This is a genomic window from Psychrobacillus sp. NEAU-3TGS (assembly GCF_029955155.1).
Classification (GTDB): domain Bacteria; phylum Bacillota; class Bacilli; order Bacillales_A; family Planococcaceae; genus Psychrobacillus.
This window is the reverse complement of sequence record NZ_JAPNOZ010000006.1, coordinates 159,436-181,334: the sequence shown is the minus strand read 5'-3', so window position 1 is coordinate 181,334 and position 21,899 is coordinate 159,436. Positions and strand designations below refer to the sequence as shown.

22 protein-coding genes, 1 other RNA gene and 1 pseudogene are annotated in these 21,899 nt (G+C 37.9%); 17 read left to right on the top strand and 7 right to left on the bottom strand.

The features are described 5' to 3' along the window. Nucleotides 1-349 precede the first annotated feature (349 nt). Nucleotides 350-1,510 (bottom strand): hypothetical protein, encoded by a 1,161-nt coding sequence (locus OR571_RS05670; RefSeq protein WP_282241907.1) that lies wholly within the window; start codon nt 1,508-1,510, stop codon nt 350-352. Further along, on the bottom strand, nt 1,485-2,009 hold the full coding sequence (locus OR571_RS05665) for an RNA polymerase sigma factor (protein ID WP_282241906.1): 525 nt from the start codon (nt 2,007-2,009) through the stop codon (nt 1,485-1,487). Before OR571_RS05665 ends, OR571_RS05670 begins: the two co-directional genes overlap by 26 nt. A 109-nt stretch (nt 2,010-2,118) precedes the next feature. On the opposite strand from OR571_RS05665, the gene OR571_RS05660 reads away from it, so the two are divergent. The 16 genes and pseudogenes from OR571_RS05660 (at nt 2,119) to OR571_RS05585 (ending at nt 17,986) form a co-directional block, all read left to right on the top strand. Further along, nucleotides 2,119-2,349, top strand: coding sequence for a glutaredoxin family protein (locus OR571_RS05660; protein WP_282241905.1), 231 nt, complete (start codon nt 2,119-2,121; stop codon nt 2,347-2,349). A 340-nt stretch (nt 2,350-2,689) separates the two neighbouring features. Beyond that, nucleotides 2,690-3,727 carry a sugar-binding transcriptional regulator gene (locus OR571_RS05655; RefSeq protein ID WP_282241904.1) on the top strand — a complete coding sequence of 346 codons (1,038 nt, stop codon included), beginning with the start codon at nt 2,690-2,692 and terminating at the stop codon, nt 3,725-3,727. A gap of 12 nt (nt 3,728-3,739) precedes the next feature. Then, nucleotides 3,740-4,747: a type I glyceraldehyde-3-phosphate dehydrogenase gene (gene gap / locus OR571_RS05650; RefSeq protein WP_142539996.1), complete on the top strand. Its 1,008-nt coding sequence runs from the start codon at nt 3,740-3,742 to the stop codon at nt 4,745-4,747. A 103-nt stretch (nt 4,748-4,850) separates the two neighbouring features. After that, nucleotides 4,851-6,035 (top strand): phosphoglycerate kinase, encoded by a 1,185-nt coding sequence (locus tag OR571_RS05645; protein WP_282241903.1) that lies wholly within the window; start codon nt 4,851-4,853, stop codon nt 6,033-6,035. Nucleotides 6,036-6,050: 15 nt separating this feature from the next. After that, nucleotides 6,051-6,812, top strand: a complete 762-nt coding sequence (gene tpiA / locus OR571_RS05640; RefSeq protein ID WP_282241902.1) for a triose-phosphate isomerase — start codon at nt 6,051-6,053, stop codon at nt 6,810-6,812. Continuing rightward, on the top strand, nt 6,805-8,343 hold the full coding sequence (gene gpmI / locus OR571_RS05635; protein ID WP_282241901.1) for a 2,3-bisphosphoglycerate-independent phosphoglycerate mutase: 1,539 nt from the start codon (nt 6,805-6,807) through the stop codon (nt 8,341-8,343). Before tpiA ends, gpmI begins: the two co-directional genes overlap by 8 nt. A 2-nt stretch (nt 8,344-8,345) precedes the next feature. Further along, a pseudogene (gene eno / locus OR571_RS05630) lies at nt 8,346-9,637 on the top strand (phosphopyruvate hydratase). A gap of 169 nt (nt 9,638-9,806) precedes the next feature. After that, nucleotides 9,807-10,610, top strand: coding sequence for an alpha/beta fold hydrolase (locus OR571_RS05625; protein WP_282241900.1), 804 nt, complete (start codon nt 9,807-9,809; stop codon nt 10,608-10,610). Between the two features lie 274 nt (nt 10,611-10,884). Beyond that, entirely contained in the window at nt 10,885-11,112 is a 228-nt protein-coding gene (gene secG, locus OR571_RS05620; protein ID WP_142540001.1) for a preprotein translocase subunit SecG, read from the top strand. 97 nt (nt 11,113-11,209) lie between these two features. Then, the gene (locus OR571_RS05615) at nt 11,210-11,956 is read left to right on the top strand and encodes an alpha/beta hydrolase (RefSeq protein WP_282241899.1); all 747 of its coding nucleotides are present in this window, start codon (nt 11,210-11,212) and stop codon (nt 11,954-11,956) included. Nucleotides 11,957-11,998: 42 nt separating this feature from the next. Then, nucleotides 11,999-14,305 (top strand): ribonuclease R, encoded by a 2,307-nt coding sequence (gene rnr, locus OR571_RS05610; protein ID WP_282241898.1) that lies wholly within the window; start codon nt 11,999-12,001, stop codon nt 14,303-14,305. Between the two features lie 45 nt (nt 14,306-14,350). Then, a complete protein-coding gene (smpB, locus tag OR571_RS05605; protein WP_142540004.1) occupies nt 14,351-14,821 on the top strand; it encodes an SsrA-binding protein SmpB in 471 nt (156 codons plus the stop codon). 94 nt (nt 14,822-14,915) lie between these two features. Continuing rightward, nucleotides 14,916-15,269, top strand: a transfer-messenger RNA (tmRNA) gene (ssrA, locus tag OR571_RS05600). Nucleotides 15,270-15,444: 175 nt separating this feature from the next. Continuing rightward, nucleotides 15,445-16,419 (top strand): tyrosine-type recombinase/integrase, encoded by a 975-nt coding sequence (locus OR571_RS05595; protein ID WP_282241897.1) that lies wholly within the window; start codon nt 15,445-15,447, stop codon nt 16,417-16,419. 86 nt (nt 16,420-16,505) lie between these two features. Then, nucleotides 16,506-16,754 (top strand): hypothetical protein, encoded by a 249-nt coding sequence (locus OR571_RS05590; RefSeq protein ID WP_282241896.1) that lies wholly within the window; start codon nt 16,506-16,508, stop codon nt 16,752-16,754. Nucleotides 16,755-17,788: 1,034 nt separating this feature from the next. After that, nucleotides 17,789-17,986 carry a hypothetical protein gene (locus OR571_RS05585; protein ID WP_282241895.1) on the top strand — a complete coding sequence of 66 codons (198 nt, stop codon included), beginning with the start codon at nt 17,789-17,791 and terminating at the stop codon, nt 17,984-17,986. 282 nt (nt 17,987-18,268) lie between these two features. Here the strand turns inward: OR571_RS05585 and OR571_RS05580 are convergent, their stop codons facing one another. The 5 genes from OR571_RS05580 to OR571_RS05560 all read right to left on the bottom strand — a co-directional run bounded on the left by OR571_RS05580 (nt 18,269) and on the right by OR571_RS05560 (nt 20,638). After that, nucleotides 18,269-18,925, bottom strand: a complete 657-nt coding sequence (locus OR571_RS05580; RefSeq protein WP_282241894.1) for a hypothetical protein — start codon at nt 18,923-18,925, stop codon at nt 18,269-18,271. Then, the gene (locus OR571_RS05575) at nt 18,922-19,164 is read right to left on the bottom strand and encodes a hypothetical protein (RefSeq protein ID WP_282241893.1); all 243 of its coding nucleotides are present in this window, start codon (nt 19,162-19,164) and stop codon (nt 18,922-18,924) included. Before OR571_RS05575 ends, OR571_RS05580 begins: the two co-directional genes overlap by 4 nt. Further along, entirely contained in the window at nt 19,157-19,585 is a 429-nt protein-coding gene (locus OR571_RS05570; RefSeq protein WP_282241892.1) for a hypothetical protein, read from the bottom strand. Before OR571_RS05570 ends, OR571_RS05575 begins: the two co-directional genes overlap by 8 nt. After that, on the bottom strand, nt 19,572-19,853 hold the full coding sequence (locus OR571_RS05565; protein WP_282241891.1) for a hypothetical protein: 282 nt from the start codon (nt 19,851-19,853) through the stop codon (nt 19,572-19,574). The genes OR571_RS05570 and OR571_RS05565 overlap by 14 nt, the downstream gene beginning before the upstream one ends. 227 nt (nt 19,854-20,080) lie before the next feature. Next, complete coding sequence (locus OR571_RS05560) at nt 20,081-20,638, bottom strand: helix-turn-helix domain-containing protein (protein ID WP_282241890.1); 558 nt, start codon at nt 20,636-20,638, stop codon at nt 20,081-20,083. A gap of 694 nt (nt 20,639-21,332) precedes the next feature. Between OR571_RS05560 and OR571_RS05555 the strand changes: the two genes are divergently transcribed. Next, nucleotides 21,333-21,887: a recombinase family protein gene (locus tag OR571_RS05555; RefSeq protein ID WP_282241889.1), complete on the top strand. Its 555-nt coding sequence runs from the start codon at nt 21,333-21,335 to the stop codon at nt 21,885-21,887. The last annotated feature ends 12 nt before the right edge of the window (nt 21,888-21,899 follow it).

Genomic DNA, 21,899 nt, shown 5'->3' with positions numbered 1-21,899 from the left:
TATAACTCATTAAATGCCAATAAATGGTTTGACGCGACAAAATAAGCTGCGAACGCGACAAAGTCAAGCAAGTGGAAGCTTTTGTAAAGTAATCCCATTATTGTGAGTGTCTCACTCCAAGTAAAATTGCTTTATGAAAATTGGTTGCTCCCAGACTAGAACAGGTTGCTTTCGATAGCTGTTTGATCGCCATTATCCATTATTTAGGATATACTTATTCTACAACTAAATCCAAGCGGTCATGTTCTTCCACTCACTACTGCGAGTTTCCCTATAATGTGCGTTATTCGATATTATCGTTCCCATTAGCTAAATTGGACAGGCAACAGGTGCTTTAGCACTTTTGTTCTTATCTATTATCAGCAATTTCATCCAGTCTCCGCTTAATCTCCTCATAGAAGAAAACTTCCCCTTCTGTAGTAATGTCACCAGCATTTCCAACGCTAGAACCTGGAGAGAAAACGAAAAATCCGTCGGAATAAGATGTAATAGTATATAAAGTTTTATCTTTATCTGCACTGTTTGTTAGGTAAATCTGATAATTTTCAATTTCAGGAAGAGCTGCTGCCCTTTCACCACTTTCTTTTTCTGTTACTTCTTTAACAAAAAAATTCTCCATGATAGTCATGACAGAATTGATTTGGGATCTATCGGATGTACAACCTGACTTAAATTCTACTGTACCTTCTGGGTTGGGCATACGCCCATTGAAACAAAGCGTGTCAAAGGAGACATCGATCGATGGTGTTCGTACTTCCTCTTCATTTTCCACATATGCATCAAAGTTTTCTATTTTTTCTCGAAGTTCCATACTACCGCCATTTTTAGCTACATTATAACCCCCAATTTTTCCAGGCTCTGTTTTGGAAAAAATAAATTCTTCTCGCACTGTATGATAAATTTTCTGTCCTTCGCTATTTGTTAAGGAAACCTCTATGATGGGGCGATAGATATTTGGGTGATCTTCTTCTTGTATTATTTTGAACTTCTCTAGATGCATCTCTATGTTGTTATCTATTAAATTGTGATTATATTTGAATACTAAATTTGCACGGATCGCATTTGTTAGCATATTCTCTGTAAAGAATTCACCAAAAGTGGCTGGATAATAATTCATGAAATCTTTGTATTCCTTTGATTCCAGTAGTTGATTGTAGTCCTCTTGATTTTGCGTTTCGGTTTCGCTTTGTAAGTCCATCCAATCGTTCATTAACTGGGAAATATCCATATTTGGACCGTTATATTCTCTTTCTAAAACTGCTTTTATTACCTCTTCATTGGAAAGAGGTTCAGCCGATTTCTCCGTCTCTGAGAGATTCCAAAAAGTAAGGAAGAGAAAAGAGGCGATTGCTAGGATTGCTAATGATATGAATGCTGGAAATATCGTGCGTTTTCTCTTTGTTTCTATTTTATCCTTCAAGGCAAGCCATGTATTATGTTTTGCTTTTTCTGAACGCTTTACCTCTTTCATTTCCTCAAAAAGCTCATCGAATTCTTTTGATGGTTCCATCTGCATGACCTCCTTCCTGGTGGAATTCCTTTTTTAGTGCCTCAAATGCTCGTGTCATTTTCATCTTTACTTTTGCCTCGGTCCAGCCAAGTATATAGGCTGTTTCTTGAATCGAACATTCTTGTACCTTGCGAAGCAACAGGACTTCCTGATAATCTTTTTTTAGCTTACTTAAGGAATCATACATTCTCACAAGCTGCTCCTTTTGTTCAAACTGGCTCTCTAGCGATAATGCGTTTGTCTCCAAATCATGCTCTTTTTCAAAGGAGAAAAATTGGATAATTCTTTTCCTTCGAAAATAGTCATAGGTCACATTACGTGCTATTTTTAATAGCCAAGTGGCAGTAGAAGCCTGTTTCTGAAAGGAATCCATTCCTTTATATGCTTTATAAAAGGTTTCTTGCGTAAGATCCTCTGCACATTCTTTATGACGGACAAGAAAGTATATATAGCTGTAAACTCGATCGCTGTGGTCTTTGTATAGCTGTTCCATTTCCATCTCTTGACCTCCCCTTACTGCTATAGACGAAGGAACGGATAAAAAGTATCGCTTTAATTTTAACCTTTTATTAAAATGGAATAAATGCTAATGGGGAGGATGTTATAAAATGATTGTCCATTTCTACACAAGACCAGGCTGTCATTTATGTGAGGATGCAAGAATAGTACTAAAGCTAGTGCAAGAGGATGTACCGTTTGAAATAAAGGAGTATAACATCGAAGAAGATGATGGACTTCATGAAAAATATATGCTGATGATTCCTGTCGTTGAATTTGAAAATGAAATAATTCAATATGGTCAAGTGGATTACCCAACTATTCTGGATGCATTACTTTAATAATGCACCAGATTTTTTTGTAGTTTTTGGGAATTGCAAGATAGAGAGGGTAAATCGCAAGATAGGAGTACGAAATCGCAAGATACACCCCACGAACCGCAAGATATCCATTCAGAATCGCAAGATCCACGCTCAAAACCGCAAGATCCCCATTCACAGGAGGATTCCTTTGGATTTCCAACAGCAAATAATGCACTATTATTGCAAAATTGCATAGTATATTATATGATGTTTTATAGAAATTCACTTTTTTTTTAACTAAGTGGGACATTTTTTAACTAAGTGGGACATTTTTTAACTAAGTGGGACAAAAACGTCATAACCAATGAGGAAGTGAAAAATGGAATCATTGCTCACTGCTCAGCTAAAGCTAATACCGGAAATGAGTGAGTTGTTGCAAAAGAGGTATCGAATACTTCAAACGATACAACTTACAAAAGGGATTGGCAGGCGAGTTTTAGGAGAACAGCTTGGTTTGTCCGAAAGAGACACTCGAAAAGAATTAGATACTTTGAGAAATCAAGGGTTAATCGATATTTCAAGAGACGGAGCTGCAATAACTTCTAAAGGCACACAATTATTAATCGACTTAAAAGAAGTTGTAAGAGTATGGTCAGGAAGATTACAACTAGAACAGCAACTGGCAAAACATTTACACATAAAAGAAGTAATTATTGTTCCCGGAGATGTAGATACTAATACGAATGCAACCATGCTTTTGTCACAGGAAGCAGCGAAGTATTTGGAAAGTATTTTGACGGACGAAAAAATAGTCGCTGTCACGGGCGGTTCTACGATTGCTTCCATTACGAATTTTGTACAAGAAACAACCAAGTGGAAACAATTATTGTTTATCGCTGCTCGAGGCGGAGTTGGAAGAGACGTTTCGTTTCAAGCTAATACCATTGCGTCCTTGTTTGCGGGGAAAATGAATGGATCCTACCGAACCTTATATATGCCGGATAGTTTGAGTGAAGAAGCGTACACTACGATGAAGAAAGAGCCTTTCATACAAGAAATGATGGATCTATACGAAAGAACGAATATTGTCATTCACGGCATTGGCGATGCGGAAGAAATGGCTCGCAGAAGAAACACAAACGAGCATGAAATCGAGCGTCTAAAAAAAGAAGGTTCAGTAAGTGAAGCATTTGGGTATTATTTTAATGAACAAGGTGAAGCAGTTCACCGGATTCGAACGATTGGTATTCAGTTAAAACAGCTACAACATATAGAGCATTTACTAGCAGTTGCTGGTGGTGCCAAAAAAGCAAAAGCATTATTGTCTTACTTTAAACAAGCACCAGAGCAAACTGTGCTAGTAACAGATGAAGGTGCAGCAAATGAAATGATGAAAATCATTGAACAAACCAATTAGGAGGAATTTAATATGACAGTAAAATTAGCGATTAATGGATTCGGACGTATCGGGCGTAAAGTATTTAGAGAAGCATTAGAAAAAAGTGAAATAGAAGTAGTAGCAATTAATGACTTAACGGATGCTGCAATGCTTGCACATCTATTGAAATATGATTCAGTGCACGGCATTTTAAATGCAGAAGTATCATCAGAAGGTGAATACTTAATTGTAAACGGTAAAAAAATTCGCGTTCTTGCAGAGAAAGACCCAGCTGCACTTCCTTGGAAAGAGCTAGAAATCGATATCGTCATCGAATCTACGGGAATTTTCAGCACGAAAGACAAAGCTGGAAAACATATTGAAGCGGGTGCGAAAAAAGTTATTTTATCTGCTCCAGCAAAAGATGATATGCCGACATTTGTTATGGGCGTAAATGCGGACAAATATGATCCAACAACAGATCATATTGTGTCAAACGCTTCTTGTACAACAAACTGTCTATCTCCACTTGCAAAAGTGTTATCCGACAAATTTGGTATTAAACGTGGAATGATGACAACAGTACACTCATACACAAATGACCAACGTATTTTAGATTTACCACATAGCGATTACCGTCGTGCTCGTGCAGCAGCAGAATCGATGATCCCAACAACAACGGGAGCAGCTTCTGCAGTAGCGAAAGTACTTCCTGAACTAAAAGGAAAATTAGATGGTATGGCAATCCGCGTACCAACACCAAATGTTTCTTTAGTAGACTTTGTTGCGGAACTAGATAAAGAAGTAACAGTAGAAGAAATTAATAATGTATTAAAAGAAGCATCAGAAAATGAATTAAAAGGAATTCTAGCATTCAGTGAGCTTCCATTAGTTTCAATTGACTATAATGGAAACACTGCTTCATCAACAGTAGATGGACTTTCTACAATGGTACTAGGAGATAATATGGTGAAAGTATTATCTTGGTATGATAACGAATCAGGTTACTCTGCTCGTTGTATCGACCTTGCATTACTGATGGCTGAGCGCGGACTTTAATTTGTAAGAGATAACCTCTATAATATAAGAGGGTAAAAGGAGCAAGGGTTACCCTTTGCTCCTTCTTTTTTTACATAATTGGCATAATTGGGAGGCTTAATTCATGAAGGAAAAACAATCATTAAGCGATGTAACTTTACAAGGAAAGCGTGTGTTTTGTCGAGTAGACTTTAACGTACCAATGGAAGATGGGGCTATTACAGATGATACTCGTATTCGTGCAGCGATACCGACGATTAACTATTTAATCGAACAAGGGGCGAAAGTCATTTTAGCTAGTCATATGGGACGCCCAAAAGGGGAAGTAAAAGAAGAGCTACGTTTGACAAAGGTAGGAGAGCATTTAGCGACACTTTTGAATAAGCCTGTAACAAAATTAGATGAATCCATTGGACAAGCAGTGGAACAAGTGGTTTCTGCAATGGCAGATGGGGATGTAGTGTTATTAGAAAACGTCCGCTTCCATGCAGGAGAAGAAAAAAATGATCCTGAACTTGCAAAAGCATTCGCTTCGCTTGCAGATGTGTATGTGAATGATGCATTTGGAGCAGCACACCGCGCCCACGCAACGACAGAAGGTATTGCGAAATTATTGCCAGCTGTATCGGGATTATTGATGGAAAAGGAATTAGATGTTTTAGGGAAAGCTTTATCAACTCCTGAACGTCCATTTACTGCCATTATTGGTGGGGCAAAAGTTAAAGATAAAATCGGTGTCATCGATCACCTATTAGATAAAGTAGATAATATTATTATCGGTGGAGGCTTATCGTACACATTCTCGAAAGCCCAAGGACATGATGTTGGAAACTCTCTATTAGAAGAGGATAAAATCGAATTGGCAAAAGGCTTTATCGAAAAAGCGAAAGAAAAAGGTGTTTCATTCTATATGCCGGTCGATGTAGTCGTGGCAGATGAATTTTCAAAAGATGCAAACACAAAAGTAGTAGATATCGACCAAATTCCGTCTGATTGGATGGGGCTAGATATCGGGCCGAAAACGGCTGCTCTATACGCGGATGTTATTAAAAATAGCAAGCTGATCATTTGGAACGGACCAATGGGTGTGTTTGAAATGGATGCTTTTGCGAATGGTACAAAAGCGGTAGCGGACGCAATGGCTGAAACGGCTGGGTATACAATTATCGGTGGTGGAGATTCTGCAGCTGCTGTTGAAAAATTCGAGGTTGCCGATAAGATGGATCATATATCTACTGGTGGAGGAGCTTCTCTTGAGTTTATGGAAGGGAAAGACTTACCAGGCGTATCCGCTTTAAACGATAAGTAATGGAGGAGATTTTAGATGCGTAAACCGATCATTGCAGGAAACTGGAAAATGTATAAAACACTATCCGAAGCGAAGGATTTTGTAGAACAGTTAAAAAACAAACAAGTAGATAGCAGCAAGGTGGATGCGGTTATTTGTGCACCGGCAATCTTTTTAGATCAGCTTGTACAAGCGACAAAAGATTCGTTTGTTGCAGTTGGTGCTCAAACAATGCATGAAGAAAAAGAAGGTGCATTTACTGGTGAAGTGAGTGGACACCAACTACAAGATCTTGGTGTTAGCTATGTCGTTATCGGACATTCGGAAAGACGCCAATATTTCAATGAAACAGATGAGTCTGTTCACCAAAAAGTAAAAGCTGCGTTTGAATATAATTTAACTCCTATTATTTGCGTAGGTGAAACGTTAGAACAGCGTGAACAAAATGAAACCGTAAATATTGTCTCAGCTCAAGTAATGGCTGCTTTAGAAGGGCTTTCAGAGGAAAACGTAGAAGCTTCTGTTATCGCTTATGAGCCAATTTGGGCAATCGGCACTGGTAAAACAGCTACTGCGGATGATGCAAATGAGGTATGCCAAGCAATTCGTGAAACCATTCTCGATGGATTTGGAGAAGAAGTGGCAAACAGCGTACGCATTCAATATGGCGGCAGTGTGAAACCAGAAAATATTGAAGAGCTTCTTTCAAAAGAGCATATTGACGGCGCTTTAGTAGGTGGAGCAAGTTTACAGGTAGACTCTTTCGTAAAATTATTGGAGGCTGGACAAAATGTCTAAAAGTCCAGTAGCTTTAATCATTTTAGATGGATTCGGACTGCGCCACGAAGAATTCGGAAATGCAGTAGCACAAGCGAAGAAACCAAACTACGACCGTTATTGGAAAGACTTTTCTAATGCTACATTAATCGCCTCTGGAGAAGCTGTAGGATTACCTGAAGGACAAATGGGGAACTCCGAGGTTGGGCATTTGAATATTGGGGCGGGAAGAATTGTCTACCAAAACTTAACACGCATTCATAAGTCTATTCGAGAAGGCGAATTCTTTTTAGAGCCGAAGCTATTAGCTGCAATCGAGCATGTCAAACAAACGGGAGGCAAGCTCCATTTAATGGGGCTCCTTTCGGATGGTGGCGTTCATAGTCATTATTCTCATTTATTTGCATTACTCAAGCTAGCAAAAGAGCAAGGGCTACAAGAAGCGTTTGTCCATGGATTTTTAGATGGCCGTGATGTGGGACCACAAACGGCAGTAGGTTTTGTAGAAGAAACCGAAAAGCAAATGAAGGAAATCGGTATCGGGAAATTTGCCTCTATTAGCGGCCGCTATTATGCGATGGACCGTGATCGTCGCTGGGATCGTGTAGAGCTTACTTACCGAGCACTAGTAGACGGAATCGGAAGAACAGCTGAATCAGCGACAGCTGGAATATTAAAATCGTATGAAGAAGATATTTTAGATGAATTCGTCTTACCTTTTGTCGTAGAAGAAAATGCAAAACAGGCTGTCACCATCGATTCTGGGGATGCAGTTATTTTCTTTAATTTCCGTCCGGATCGTGCCATTCAATTATCGATGGCTTTGAACACACCTACATTCGATAGCTTTAAGCTTAGTGAAAAACATCCGACAAACCTTAAGTTTGTCACATTTACGCACTATAGCGACGATGTTGTTTCCGATGTAGTGTTTGAAAAAAATAATTTGTATAACACAATTGGAGAAGTACTCGCGAAGAACGGGAAAACACAGCTTCGAATTGCGGAAACCGAAAAATACCCACATGTTACTTTTTTCATGAGCGGTGGACGAGAAGAAACATTCCCTGGGGAAGAGCGTATTCTGATAAATTCTCCTAAAGTCGCAACGTATAATTTGCAACCGGAAATGAGCGCATATGAAGTAACGGACGCACTGCTTTCAGAAATCGCGAATGATAAGTTCGATGCCATTATTTTAAACTTTGCCAACCCAGATATGGTTGGGCATAGTGGAATGCTAGAACCGACGATTAAAGCGATTGAAGCAGTGGATGAATGTTTAGGTAAAGTAGTAGATGCTATTTTAGCAAAAGGTGGCCGTGCTATTATAACAGCAGATCACGGAAATTCAGATGAAGTAACGACGCTAGAAGGGCAGCCAATGACGGCACACACAACAAATCCAGTGCCAGTTATTGTCACCCAAAAAGAAAATTCGCTTCGTTCTGACGGAATTTTAGCCGATTTAGCACCAACCATGTTACACTTGTTAGGGATAGAAACACCACCTGAAATGACAGGTAAAACACTAATCGAAACGGAGAGTTAAAAATGCCAATTATTACACATTTACAAGCTCGTGAAGTATTAGATTCACGCGGGAACCCAACAGTAGAAGTAGAGGTTTTTACAGAAAGCGGAGCATTTGGTCGTGCAATCGTTCCATCTGGCGCATCTACTGGTGAATATGAAGCAGTAGAACTTCGTGATGGTGACAAAGCAAGATACCTAGGGAAAGGTGTTTTAAAAGCAGTTGATAACGTAAATAACATCATTGCAGCAGAATTAGAAGAGAACTTTTCCGTACTTGACCAAGTAGGAATCGATCACGCAATGATTGAACTAGATGGTACAGACAACAAAGGTAACCTTGGTGCAAACGCAATCCTAGGTGTATCCATTGCCGTTGCGCATGCAGCAGCAGATTACTTAGATATTCCGTTGTATCAATATTTAGGTGGCTTCAATGCGAAACAACTACCAGTTCCAATGATGAACATTGTAAATGGTGGAGAACATGCTGATAACAATGTGGACATTCAAGAATTCATGGTTATGCCAGTCGGAGCAGAATCTTTCCGTCATGCACTACGTATGGGAGCTGAAATTTTCCATAGCTTAAAAGCAGTGTTAAAAGACGCAGGTTTAAACACAGCAGTTGGAGATGAAGGTGGATTTGCGCCTAACTTAAAATCTAACGAAGAAGCACTTTCAACGATCATGACTGCTATTGAAAAAGCAGGTTATAGACCAGGGGAAGAAGTACTTCTTGCAATGGACGTTGCTGCTTCTGAATTATTCAATAAAGAAGATGGAAAATACCATTTAGCTGGTGAAGGTGTAGTAAAAACTTCAGAAGAATGGTAGCTTGGTATGAAGAGCTTTGCGAAAAATACCCAATCGTTTCAATCGAAGACGGTTTAGATGAAAACGACTGGGCTGGACATAAATTACTTACTGAAAAATTAGGTAAAAAAGTCCAACTAGTTGGAGACGACTTATTCGTGACAAACACGAAAAAATTGTCACAAGGAATTGAGCAAGGTGTTGGAAACTCAATCCTTGTAAAAGTAAACCAAATTGGTACTTTAACAGAAACGTTCGATGCAATCGAAATGGCTAAACGTGCAGGCTATACAGCAGTAATTTCTCACCGCTCTGGTGAATCAGAAGACGTAACAATTGCAGATATCGCAGTTGCTACAAACGCTGGTCAAATTAAAACGGGTGCACCATCTCGTTCAGACCGCGTAGCAAAATACAACCAATTACTTCGTATTGAGGATCAACTAGATATTACTGCTCAATACTTAGGAAAAGATACTTTTTATAACCTAAAATAATGATCAAAAAAGCTACTTAACGGCATTTTGCTGTTAAGTAGCTTTTTGTAGTTAGCCTATTTTAAAGCGTGTAACCCTTACTCAACTTTGTTAAAATTGTAAGATAAGTATGAAATGATTAAATGTCCATGTTAATCATTTGGTTTACAGGGAGAGGGGAAATGAATATATGTCGATTTACCATAAAGTAATTGGAGAAGGATATCCCATCGTTATGTTGCATGGTTGGACACTTGACCATCAAGTGATGTTACATGCGATGGAACCGATATTCGAGAAACGAAGCGGTTGGAAGAGAATATACATAGACTTACCAGGTATGGGGCAATCCGACTCACAACCATCTATTCAGAACTCTGATGATATTTTAAAAGCGGTATTGCGTCTCTTGGACGAGATTATCCCTGATCAACCGTTTATTATTTGTGGTAATTCATATGGAGGGTACATTGCCAGAGGAATAGCCCGATTGCGTCAGGACACAGTTCGGGGATTACTGCTGATGGCACCAATGACTATACCCGACTTCGATGAAAGGGAAGTACCGCAGCAGACCGTTCTAAAAAGAGACAACAACTTAATATCACAATTGTCTTCAAGTGAGGCTGATGAATTTTGCTCCATGGGGGTAGTACAAGGTCAACCTGAATGGGAGAGGTTTCGAAATGAAATTTTACTTCCTTCTAAACAAACAAATGATGAATTCGTAAACCACATCCGTCAAAATGGATATGGCTTCACCTTTGATATTACATGTAAAATTGAGTATCCCACGCTAATTATCACAGGGCGTCAGGACAATGTAGTTGGATACCACGACGCATGGCGATTAATCGAAGATTACCCAAGGGCAACTTTTGCAGTGCTTGATATGGCTGGTCACAACCTACAAATCGAACAAACGGATGTATTTAACGCATTAGTTCATAATTGGTTAAACAGACTTGAGTCGGAGGATTCTCGGATGGTATAACTTTTCATAGGTTAAAATGCTTATGGTGATATTAGAATGGAGTCAGCAAGTTGAGCGGGCTCAGGCTTAGTTGGAAATTTGGAGTAGTTAGTTGGAATTTTGAAACATTTAGTTGGAAAATTTGCAGGTTTAGTTGTAATTTTGAGTTATTTAGTTGTAATATCCAGTAAAATGGAAAATATCAGATAGATTAATTTACTTAAAGAGTTGTAACTTCACACACTTTTTGGTAAAATTACTTATGTTGTGAACGTTTTATCAGGAGGTGGAACAAATGCATACGTTACTAATGGTTTTACTTGTCATTGTATCGCTCGCATTAATCGTTGTTGTATTGTTACAATCGGGGAAAAGTGCTGGTCTTTCAGGAGCCATCTCTGGTGGAGCGGAACAACTTTTTGGAAAACAAAAAGCCCGAGGTATGGACCTTGTGTTACATAGAATAACGATTGTACTTGCAGTGTTATTTTTTATTTTGACAATTGCTGTTACAAAGTTTTAATAATTGAGTTGAACCGAACCGCCTGACCGACATCTGATTGGTTAGGCGTTTTCTTTTACATACTAAGTTTGTGGTAGTTGATTGGAGGTATTTTTATATGAAAATTACAACACCAAAACCATTTTTCTTTGAAGCTGGAAAACGTGCTGTGCTATTGCTGCATGGTTTCACGGGGAATTCATCGGACGTTCGAATGCTTGGACGTTTCTTGGAGAAAAACGGATACACATCTCTTGCCCCGCACTATAAAGGGCATGGCGTACCACCGGAGGAGCTACTTGAGACCGGGCCGAAAGACTGGTGGAAGGATGTCATGCGTGGGTATGACCGTTTAAAAGCAGAAGGCTATGAGGAGATTGCAGTAGCTGGACTTTCACTTGGAGGCGTATTTTCACTCAAATTGGGGTATACAGTTCCTGTGAAGGGTATTGTCACGATGTGTTCCCCAATGACGATGAAAACAACTGACGTCATGTTCGAAGGTGTCGTAAAATATGCCAAAGAATATAAGAAATATGAAGGAAAAACAGAAGCGCAAATAGAAGAAGAAGTAGAGGCGATTCGCCAAACTCCAATGGAGACGCTGGCAGAGCTAAGAGAGTTTGTCTATAATGTTCGAGAACATGTCGATCATATTTACGCACCACTACTTGTCACACAAGGCAAGAAAGATACGGTAATAGATATTGAATCGGCAAGTACCATTTTTGAGCAAGCAGAATCATTAGAGAAAAAACTCAATTGGTATGAAAACTCAGGGCATGTGATTACACTTGGTCCTGAAAAAGAACAATTACATGAAGATATATTAAACTTTTTAGAGTCGCTTGATTGGAATGTGTAAAACACACCAAATGTGCACACGCTGAAAAAGGAGGGATGTAACATGGAAAATATGAAAGAAAAATTATTAGAACTAATGCGAGATGAAGAATATAAACCACTAACTACAAAAGAGCTAGAGGAGCACTTTGGATTAGTGGATGCAGACGATTTTAAAGAACTAGTGAAAACACTTGTTCAAATGGAAGATGCAGGACTCGTTGTCCGCTCCAGATCCAATCGTTATGGTACCCCGGCTCGAATGAATTTAGTCGTTGGGAAATTTATCGGCCATGCGAAAGGATTCGGCTTTGTTGCACCAGAAGAGGGTGGAGATGATATTTTTATTCCACCGACGGAAGTGAATGGAGCAGTGAACGGAGACAAGGTACTCGTTCGTGTATCCCGTGAATCACATGGTGACCGAAGTGAAGGTTCCATTATTAAAATTACACAAAGAGGCACTACCCAAGTCGTTGGAACGTTCCAGGACAATCGAGGGTTTGGCTTTGTTATTCCAGATGATAAAAAAGTACCTATGGACGTATTTATCGCAAAAGGAGATACGTTAGGGGCAATCGAAGGACATAAAGTAGTTGTAGAAATTACGGAGTGGCCAAATGAAAGAAAATCCGCAACTGGTATGGTTACGAAAATTCTTGGACATAAAAATGACCCAGGAGTCGATATTCTATCTATTATTTACAAGCATGGCATTACCATCGACTTCCCGCAAGAAGTGATTGACCAAGCAGAATCAGTTCCGGATGAAATTGACGAAAAAGATTTGGAGAATCGCAGAGATTTACGAGATGAAGTAATCGTCACAATTGATGGAGCAGATGCAAAAGACTTAGATGATGCTGTTACAGTAACGAAACTACCGGATGGTACCTATAAACTAGGCGTACATATTGCGGATGTTAGTCATTATGTAACGGAAGGCTCTCCACTTGATCGCGAAGCATATGATCGCGGAACGAGTGTTTACTTAGCAGACCGAGTTATCCCGATGATTCCGCATCGTCTATCAAACGGTATTTGTTCATTGAACCCGCAAGTAGACCGTTTAACATTATCCTGTGAGATGATCATTAACGGCTCTGGTACGGTTGTATCGCATGAAATTTTCCAAAGTGTGATTCGTACAACCGAACGAATGACTTACCATGATGTATTTAAAATTTTAGAAGAAAAAGATGCAGCGTTAATCGAGCGTTACGAGCCATTAGTACCAATGTTTGAACTGATGGGTGAGCTTGCGGCAATCCTTAGAGAAAAGCGTCAAGAACGTGGTGCAATCGACTTTGACTTCCAAGAAGCTAAAATTATCGTAGATGAAGATGGCTGGCCAACAGATGTTGCGACTCGCGAACGTACAGTTGCAGAACGTCTTATTGAAGAATTCATGCTTGTTGCCAATGAAACAGTTGCAGAGCATTTTAAATGGATGGATGTTCCGTTTATTTATCGTATTCACGAAGATCCAAAGCCGGAAAAACTGCAACGCTTTTTCGCTTTCCTAACGAATTTTGGACTTGTAGTAAAAGGTACGGGCAATGAAGTGCATCCAAAGGCATTACAAGAAATTATTGAAAATATTGAAGGTATGCCAGAAGAGCCAGTCATTTCTACGATGTTATTACGCTCTCTACAACAAGCGAAATATTACGGGGAATGTTTAGGACACTTTGGATTATCTACTGAATTCTATACGCATTTCACATCACCAATTCGACGTTATCCCGATTTAATCGTTCATCGATTAATCCGAACATACTTAGTAAATGGAGATGTAAGCTCAGCAACGATTAATCATTGGGGAGCAATCATCGATGATATCGCCGAGCACACATCGAAACGTGAACGTCGTGCAGTAGATGCAGAACGTGATACAGATGCACTGAAGAAAGCACAATTCATGTCCGATAAGATCGGGGAAGAATTCGAAGGTATTATTAGCTCTGTTACAAACTTCGGTATATTCGTCGAGCTGCCAAATACGATTGAAGGACTTGTGCATGTAACGAATATGACGGATGACTATTATCGATTCGATGATCGTCAAATGATCATGATCGGTGAGCGTTCAGGCAAGCAATTCCGAATCGGGGATGAAGTAACGGTTCGCGTATCCGAAGTAAAACCAGAAGAATCAGCGATCGATTTTGAAATCGTCGGCATGAAAAAAGCATTCCACCGCACGAGAAAAGAAGCACCAAAAGTAATTCATGCAAAGAAAAAAGAAGGCGCAGGCAGAAGAAGCTCTTCTCAACCAGGCCCGAAAAAAGAAGTAAAACAGAAAAAGAAATTTTACGAATCCGTTGCCAAAAAATCGCAACGTCGTAAACGACCAAAAAAGAAAAAATAAAAGGAGCGCTTAGTCGCTCCTCGTAAGCTTTAAGAGGTGAATGAGATGGCAGCAAAAAAGCATGACGATAAAGTGCTCGCACAGAACAAAAAAGCAAGCCATGATTACTTTATCGAAGAAACAATTGAAGCAGGTATCGTATTACAAGGAACCGAAATAAAATCCATCCGTAACGGAAAAGTACAACTAAAAGATGCATTCGTTCGTATCCGTAACAATGAAGCGTGGATTTCCAATATGCATATTAGCCCATACGAGCAAGGAAACCGCTTCAACCATGATCCATTACGATCTCGAAAACTACTTTTACATAAAAAGCAGATCAATACATTAATCGGCGAAACTAAACGAGAGGGCTACACAATCGTCCCGCTAAAAATGTATGTGAAAAATGGCTATGCAAAAGTATTAATTGGCCTTGGTAAAGGGAAGAAAGATTACGACAAACGAGACGTCTTGAAGAAAAAAGAAGCAAAACGTGATATGGAAAGAGCGTTCAAGGAGCGCAACCAATAAGGACTATCCATTATTGGAAAGATGTATCACTTGAAAATTGACCATTTTTGATGTATAGTTAGCTATGTAACAAAGCTTACATTATTCCATAAACGGGGACGTTATGGATTCGACAGGGATAGTCTGAGCTTGAGTTGCGCGTCGGAGGCTCGGCTCCGCAAAAACGGACTTTATAATAACAGGCAAAACAAACAACAACTTAGCATTCGCAGCGTAAGCTCGGATCTGCTTTATCTATCCATCGCCCATGTGGCTAGGTAGAGCTCACTCTTAGTGGGATACGGTTGGCAGTGCCACTTGAGCTGTCAGCAAGAGATTTCCAAGTTAGCGTACATGACGCCTGCTTGTCGGCATAGTGCTACGCGAAACCTAAATAGGCAAGATACACGCGTAGAAGCTTAAGTGTTAGAGTTTCTGGACGCGGGTTCAAATCCCGCCGTCTCCATACTATTTTTGACAGTAGAAACACTGTTAAATCAATGTTTAAACAATGTTAGGGGTATTTGATAGGAGTTGAACTCTTATTGAATATCCCTTTTTTGTTACTAGGGTAAATTACTCATTATTTATATGAACTTAGTTTATAAACCTTCTGATTCCAATTTGGATTAGGGGGTTTTTTTATGTCCAATATTAGAAAACATGGTGTATATGCAATTGAAGATACACAGTTAGTATTCAGTAAAGGGGGAGATAAAAGCAATATTAGTTGGACACCGATAAGCTATGGAATGGAAGTAATTTTTAAACAAATGCAGATAGCTGGCAATAGACCGAGAACAATTCAAAGCTATGATTATATCTTTAAGCAATTTGTTCAATTCAATGGGTTAGTTTTTATAGAGGAAATCAATTCAGATAGTATTTTTAACTATTTGGATAATCTTGAGGTTTCTGTACAAACAAAAAAAATTCGTTTGAAGACAATCAAAGCAGTACTAGGAAAGCTATTTTTTAACAATTGGATAAAGGATAACTTTTGGAAGAACATCCATATCAAAGTTGATAAGGAGGTTAAACCATCTGCTAAAGAATGTGACATTCAAAAGTTGTTTCATTTGATAGATAAATCAACCTTTATAGGCTTTAGAGATGTCACTGCTGTCAAACTGATGTTTAAGACTGGAATAAGAATTCACACTGTATGCGAGTTAAAGGAACGGCACATTGATTTTGAAAAACATTGTTTAAACTTAAATGGATCTACATTAAAAAATCATAAATATTTGAAGCTACCAATCGATGAAGAATTAGCTGACATTTTAATGTTACTAATCAAACAAAATCAGCGTATTAGAAAACATTTTAAAACCACCGGCACAAATGTGTTTATAACTCAGAATGGCCTAGCCATGAATACAACTAAATCATCAAACTGTGCCATTTCAAAACAACTTAATAAATACAGTAAACGATTTGGATTAGAGAACATCAACGCACACGCTATTAGAAGGGCGTTCGCAAAGAACCTCCTAGAGAAAGGTGCAAGTGTACCACTCATCAGTAAAGCCTTAGGACACTCGGATTTAGCCGTTACAACGCAATATTTAGACCTTGATATAGAGGAAGTATCTAACAGTCTAAAACAATATCTATAGCAAATAAAAAGTACCAATAAAGCATCTTCTTAAGAAATGAATGTTTCGAATGTTAATACTGATTGAAAGTAAGGGAGAATTGAATGTTGAGAAATTATAAATTCAAGGATGCAGAGAATAAAAATTTATACATTACTCTTGAAAGCCACTATGTAAAGATTACGGATGCAAAACAAACATATTTGGATTCAAAGCAATCTGGCAAAAAAGACGATTCAATTTTAATAGGGGTAGGAAATGGGAAAGAAATTCTTTCGATTATTACCTCAGGAGTTGATGAAGCTGAAAAGTTCGCTTTAGACATATTAAATCTATGTCAGACAATAAAGTATTAACCCATACATACTGGAGTTAATTTCATCATTACTGGATTGGTAAACTACAAACAACATAATTGAAGTGAAAGGGGAGGAAATAAAAAAGAGAGTAACGATTCGCAGTCGTTACCCTCTACTCAATTAGCGTACGCAAATACAACTAAATATGAGTTTCTAACATGCCTTCATTTTACTTGAAAAAAAGCTAAATTGCAAAGGTCTAGTTTCCTATTGTCTTTTTTAGGATGTACTCTTTCGAGGTTGCCCACTAACTCGAATCAAAATAAAACTGGAAAGGTTATGACGTTTCCGATGCAAACAAACGTCTAGCACTCTATTCTAGCGTTCCTTGTTTCGCTTTGAGTGTGAATGGTGTTAGCGACCATTAACGGCTAGGAGTGGAAGAATTGAGTTGTTAAGGCAACACAGAACACACCAAAGAGTATAATTTTACAGAGTTCCACTATAGATGGATATGTATTAACGATATGATGCAAATGGCTTTAAATCGAATTGTATGAACTCATGGGGGCAATAGTAGTGTAGTAGGTGTGTTGATTTGAAAGAATCGCATTTAACAAGGGCATACATATACGGATACCTCAAATGACGGATTCATGTGAAAAGTGTTGCAATGGCTGACTATGTTTCAGATTCTATTAATTTAGTTTCTGAAATGTAGGCAGTCATTTTTGCACCAAGCCGTTGTCCTCAATTCTGGCTTCATGTTGGGGGAAGTATTTGAATAACGCAAGTAAATATGAAAAATAAACAAAAAAAGAATCCTAGTTACTGGTAACGATATACACCCACCCTTATCGCTACGTTGATAGGCTACTACATTGATATGTGTTGATTATTGAGTTTATATAAAATAATTTGAATAATCTTGTAATTTTAATAGAGTTCGTTTACAATAATATATGGCGTTGCATTTTGGGGGATGTTTGGCTTAGAAGCAGCCATCATTTTAAAAGTGCGTAATAGCTTACTCCAGATAGCTAAGTATCCGATTCGTCGGTACTAAAACTATCATTAGGAGGAATTGAATCATGGGCAAGAAAAATTTAATTGTACTACTCATTGTAGTAGTCCTACTGGGGATAAGCACAGGATTTATAGGCGTCACGTTGGTTTTCAGCAACTTTGGAAATTTCATGGTTGTATTACTTGGTATCTTATATACGTACTGGATGGGTGGTCCTGGGGGAAACAGTGGCACTGGAAATGGGGAGAATAGTATACCTTAGGGTGTGCCCCTCTCTCCCCACACCTATGGGGTGCAATAATACCGTCAAAAGTATGCACACAATTAAATTATAATTCCTCCGGTGGTAGAGGGGGTGTCGCTATGTAGACCCAGATATATAGCAGGCACCCCCATACTTTTTTTATTAGGTTCATATAAAAGTAGTAGCACTATTAAATAGGCAAAAATATAGCCGTGTAATGAATTTAGGTGAACAGTTATCCATTCTAGTGTTAGTGTTCCTAAAGTCGTTACAGCGCTTCTCACAAGTATCATTGTTACATTATAAGTTTTTTGTATGCTTAAATTTATCGAGATAGCCTAAATCAATTGGTGTTTTCTTGATAATCTTCTGTACTTCTTCATGAGTAAGGGCCAAGTAAATACCATTATAGCGTTTTAAATGGCTTGGCATTGGTGCTGAATCCACTGTAAAGATGTTATATACATCCTTCTTCATTCCAGCAGCCTGTTCTACTAGTTGAATCTGTAGATCAACGGCTTGGAACTGGTGAAGTACTTCAGCTTCTTCTTTCATAGCTTCCACGTATTCACGCTTCTTTGACATCATCTTGCTATAGATCTTATCCATAGCAATAGCACGTTCATCCTTAAATAATTGCTGATACTGTTTCAGTTCGTTTGCCGCTTGAAAATGATACTGCTGCAAGGCGTTCTGTAGAATCAAAACTTCTTCATTTTTCTCTTCTAGTTCTGTCTGAAGCTTTATTAATGTTTTCTTTAGTTTATTTTCCAATCCTGATTCACTGGACAAGACACGCTGCACAGAAGCTTCAGGGAGTTCCTTCTGACTGATATACTTTATTTCCATTTCAATTTCAGTAACACGCTTGGAACTGGATTCTATTCTTTCATTAAGCTGATTCAATTTATTATTGTATTCTGCTATGAAGGTATTAATCTTTTCAGTTACGTTCATTTTGATTCACCGCATTCTTCTTCATGAATAATGAAATGTAGTCCACGGAACTTATGAAGGTCATTTCTCTCTACCCATGCAATACCGTGACGAAATTTGTATCCAGCACGATCTCCGTTAAAGTAGTGATGCACGTCACCTTTTATTGTCTTACTTATCTTTACTGGGACTTCTACCTTTATCTTTTCTTCCTCGGCAAAATACGCCCTAATTGCTTCTAATCTATCTGTATTACTCATTAATAACACCTTCCATTTCTTTTATTATGAATATCTGAAAATCTTTAACGTGAAGCATTTTTTTCGCATTAGAATAAGCCCAAATATTCCGCTTAAAACTTCTATGTAAAGAAGGGAAATAAAGCTTTCTTTGAATTAATGACCTTGCAATTATGTTATATTGTCGTTTAGTACTGGCCTGTTTAAGTTCATTCAGTCTAATTATCGCTTTGTACTTATGGCGGCTTAATAGCTGGGTGTAAACGTTTGTAGCATCTGGGGGAAGGTTCTCTAATGGATTGGAGAACTGAATCTGTAACTGTTCCACTTGATTGATTAGTAGATCCAGCTTCATGTTTCTTACTTCGAATGATATTTCATCATTATTCCATTCCTGTGACGTGTCGGTTAATTCCTGAATCATATCTTCAATTAGCTTCATTTGTTTTCACCTTCTTCATAGTAGTCATCATTTTGTTTATCAGGATTAATTCAGCAGCTTCTAAGCCGTATTGAATGAATAGATTAAGAATGATTTCACGCTGGTAATTTTTAAAGCTATCGTTTTTAAGTTGGTAATAAACTGCTGGTCTTGTTTGTCCAAATCTGATAGCAATTTTCTTATAGTCAATTCCATAAATCCTTAGAAGCACCTTTATCGTATCTGCATCTAGTAGCTTTAATAATTCAGTTTTATCGTATCTATTCATTTATAATAACCTCCATTTTTATGCATAGTAAAAAACAGCCCAAACTAATTAAAGTCTGAACTGTTCCTAGTAAGGAGTTGTGTAATGGCACAACAAAGTAACACCCATGCCTAAGTGTTATTTTATAAGGATGATGTTATTCATTCTTACATACTTATACACGCTTGAAGGTGCTAAAGTTCGTAAAGATACTGTGTCCATCTCATGAAGGATTATTATGGGAATATTTATTTGTTTAATCTGTTTTGTAATCTTTCTAAGGCTCTATCATTCACTGGTAGATTAACATTTTCATCTATTGTTTTTGGTATTTCATTAGTACTTTTCTTTGTACCATTTTTAGTACTTTCTTTAGTATCAAGGATTTCTACTTGGCCGCCGAAAATAGCCACCTGTGAAATAGGGTGAATTGTATAGACGCTATTTTTAAAATATCCATTCTGAACCATCCTACGACTAATTAAAGGCTTACCTTTGAACTTAAAAGCTAGCAATTCATTTACAGACTTATTAACTGTGGTTTTTCCAATACCACTGCTCTCTGCAATCTGTTCTTGTGTAGGCCAACATTCACCAGCTTCATTCATATAGCTACAAATGGTCATGAAAACAGTGAAATTGGTGGCTTTCAGCTTGGCAACTAAACCACTTCTAAACGCGGATAAGTACAGTCGTACATAGATTTCATCATTACTAGTATTATTTTTAGAGATTTTTGACATTAAAAACACCTTCCATTCTGTTGTTTGTACTACAATAACGAAAGGTATTTCAATTTCTGACATAAGCTGTTTAAATTTTTTAATGATGATGTATCAAGAAGTGAAGTTAGCAAGATTCAATATCTGAACTTTGCTTGTTTCAGAATCTGATATGTAACTATAACCAATAAACAATAACCAATAACCAATAAACAATTAACTATTAATATTTCTATTGAAAGAATACTATCAAGGTGCATAGCTATAATAACTATAGTAATAGCAGTAAAGTAAAGAAGTTAAATCATATTAGGATTGAGTAAATTTTCGTCAGTTATCAATATAGATTCCGTTATTGTAGTAAAAGGCCGATAGTTCCGCTAACTGTTAAAACTTTCACTACTCATTCTTCTAATCTAAATAACATCCGATCTGAAGCCCTTACTAGTATTCACTGCTGGTAGGGGTACTTTTTTATTCGAATATTAACGTTCATGAAAAATGAATAGCTGATATATAGCAAGCTGGCACAAAAAGAAGGCATGTTCTAATATATCTAAGAGTTGATAATCGTTATCAATAAAGGGCTTTAGCTATCTACAAGGGCAGGTTCATGCCATTAGTTCAGGTGGGCGGCTATTTGACTTCAATTAAAAATTACAAAGGTGTCATAACTTAATAGTATTGACACCTCTTTTCCGATACTGTAATATCAACGTACCAGAGGGTGTCGTAACTTAGTGTCATAAGTGAAACGCAAAAAAGGAGTAAATACATAATGAAATACGGATATGCAAGGGTAAGTACAGTTTCACAAGAATTAGAGGGACAATTACAAGCACTAGAAAATGAAAACTGTGACAATATCTATTCAGAGAAGTTCACAGGAACTAAAGCAGACAGACCACAATTACAAGAAGTTCTGTCACTATTAAAAGAGGGTGACACGTTGGTCGTCACTAAATTGGATAGACTAGCTAGAAATACTGTTGAAGGCATTGAAATAGTAAAGGATTTATTTTCTAAAGGTGTGAGGGTTCATGTGTTAAATGTGGGACTACTGGAAGATACAACAATGGGACGTTTCTTCTTAACTACTCTATTAGCAGTGGCAGAAATGGAAAGAAACCTAATTGTAGAACGTACTCAAGAAGGTAAAGCCATCGCTAAACAGAAACCAGACTTTACAGAAGGTAGACCGAATAAATTCACTAAGGAACAGATTGACCACGCTTTAAAGTTATTAGAAACTCATAGCTATAAAGAAGTTGAGAAGATGACAAGATTGTCAAAAAGTACTCTTATTCGTGCTAAAAGAAAGGTGACAAAATAATATGAACGTAAT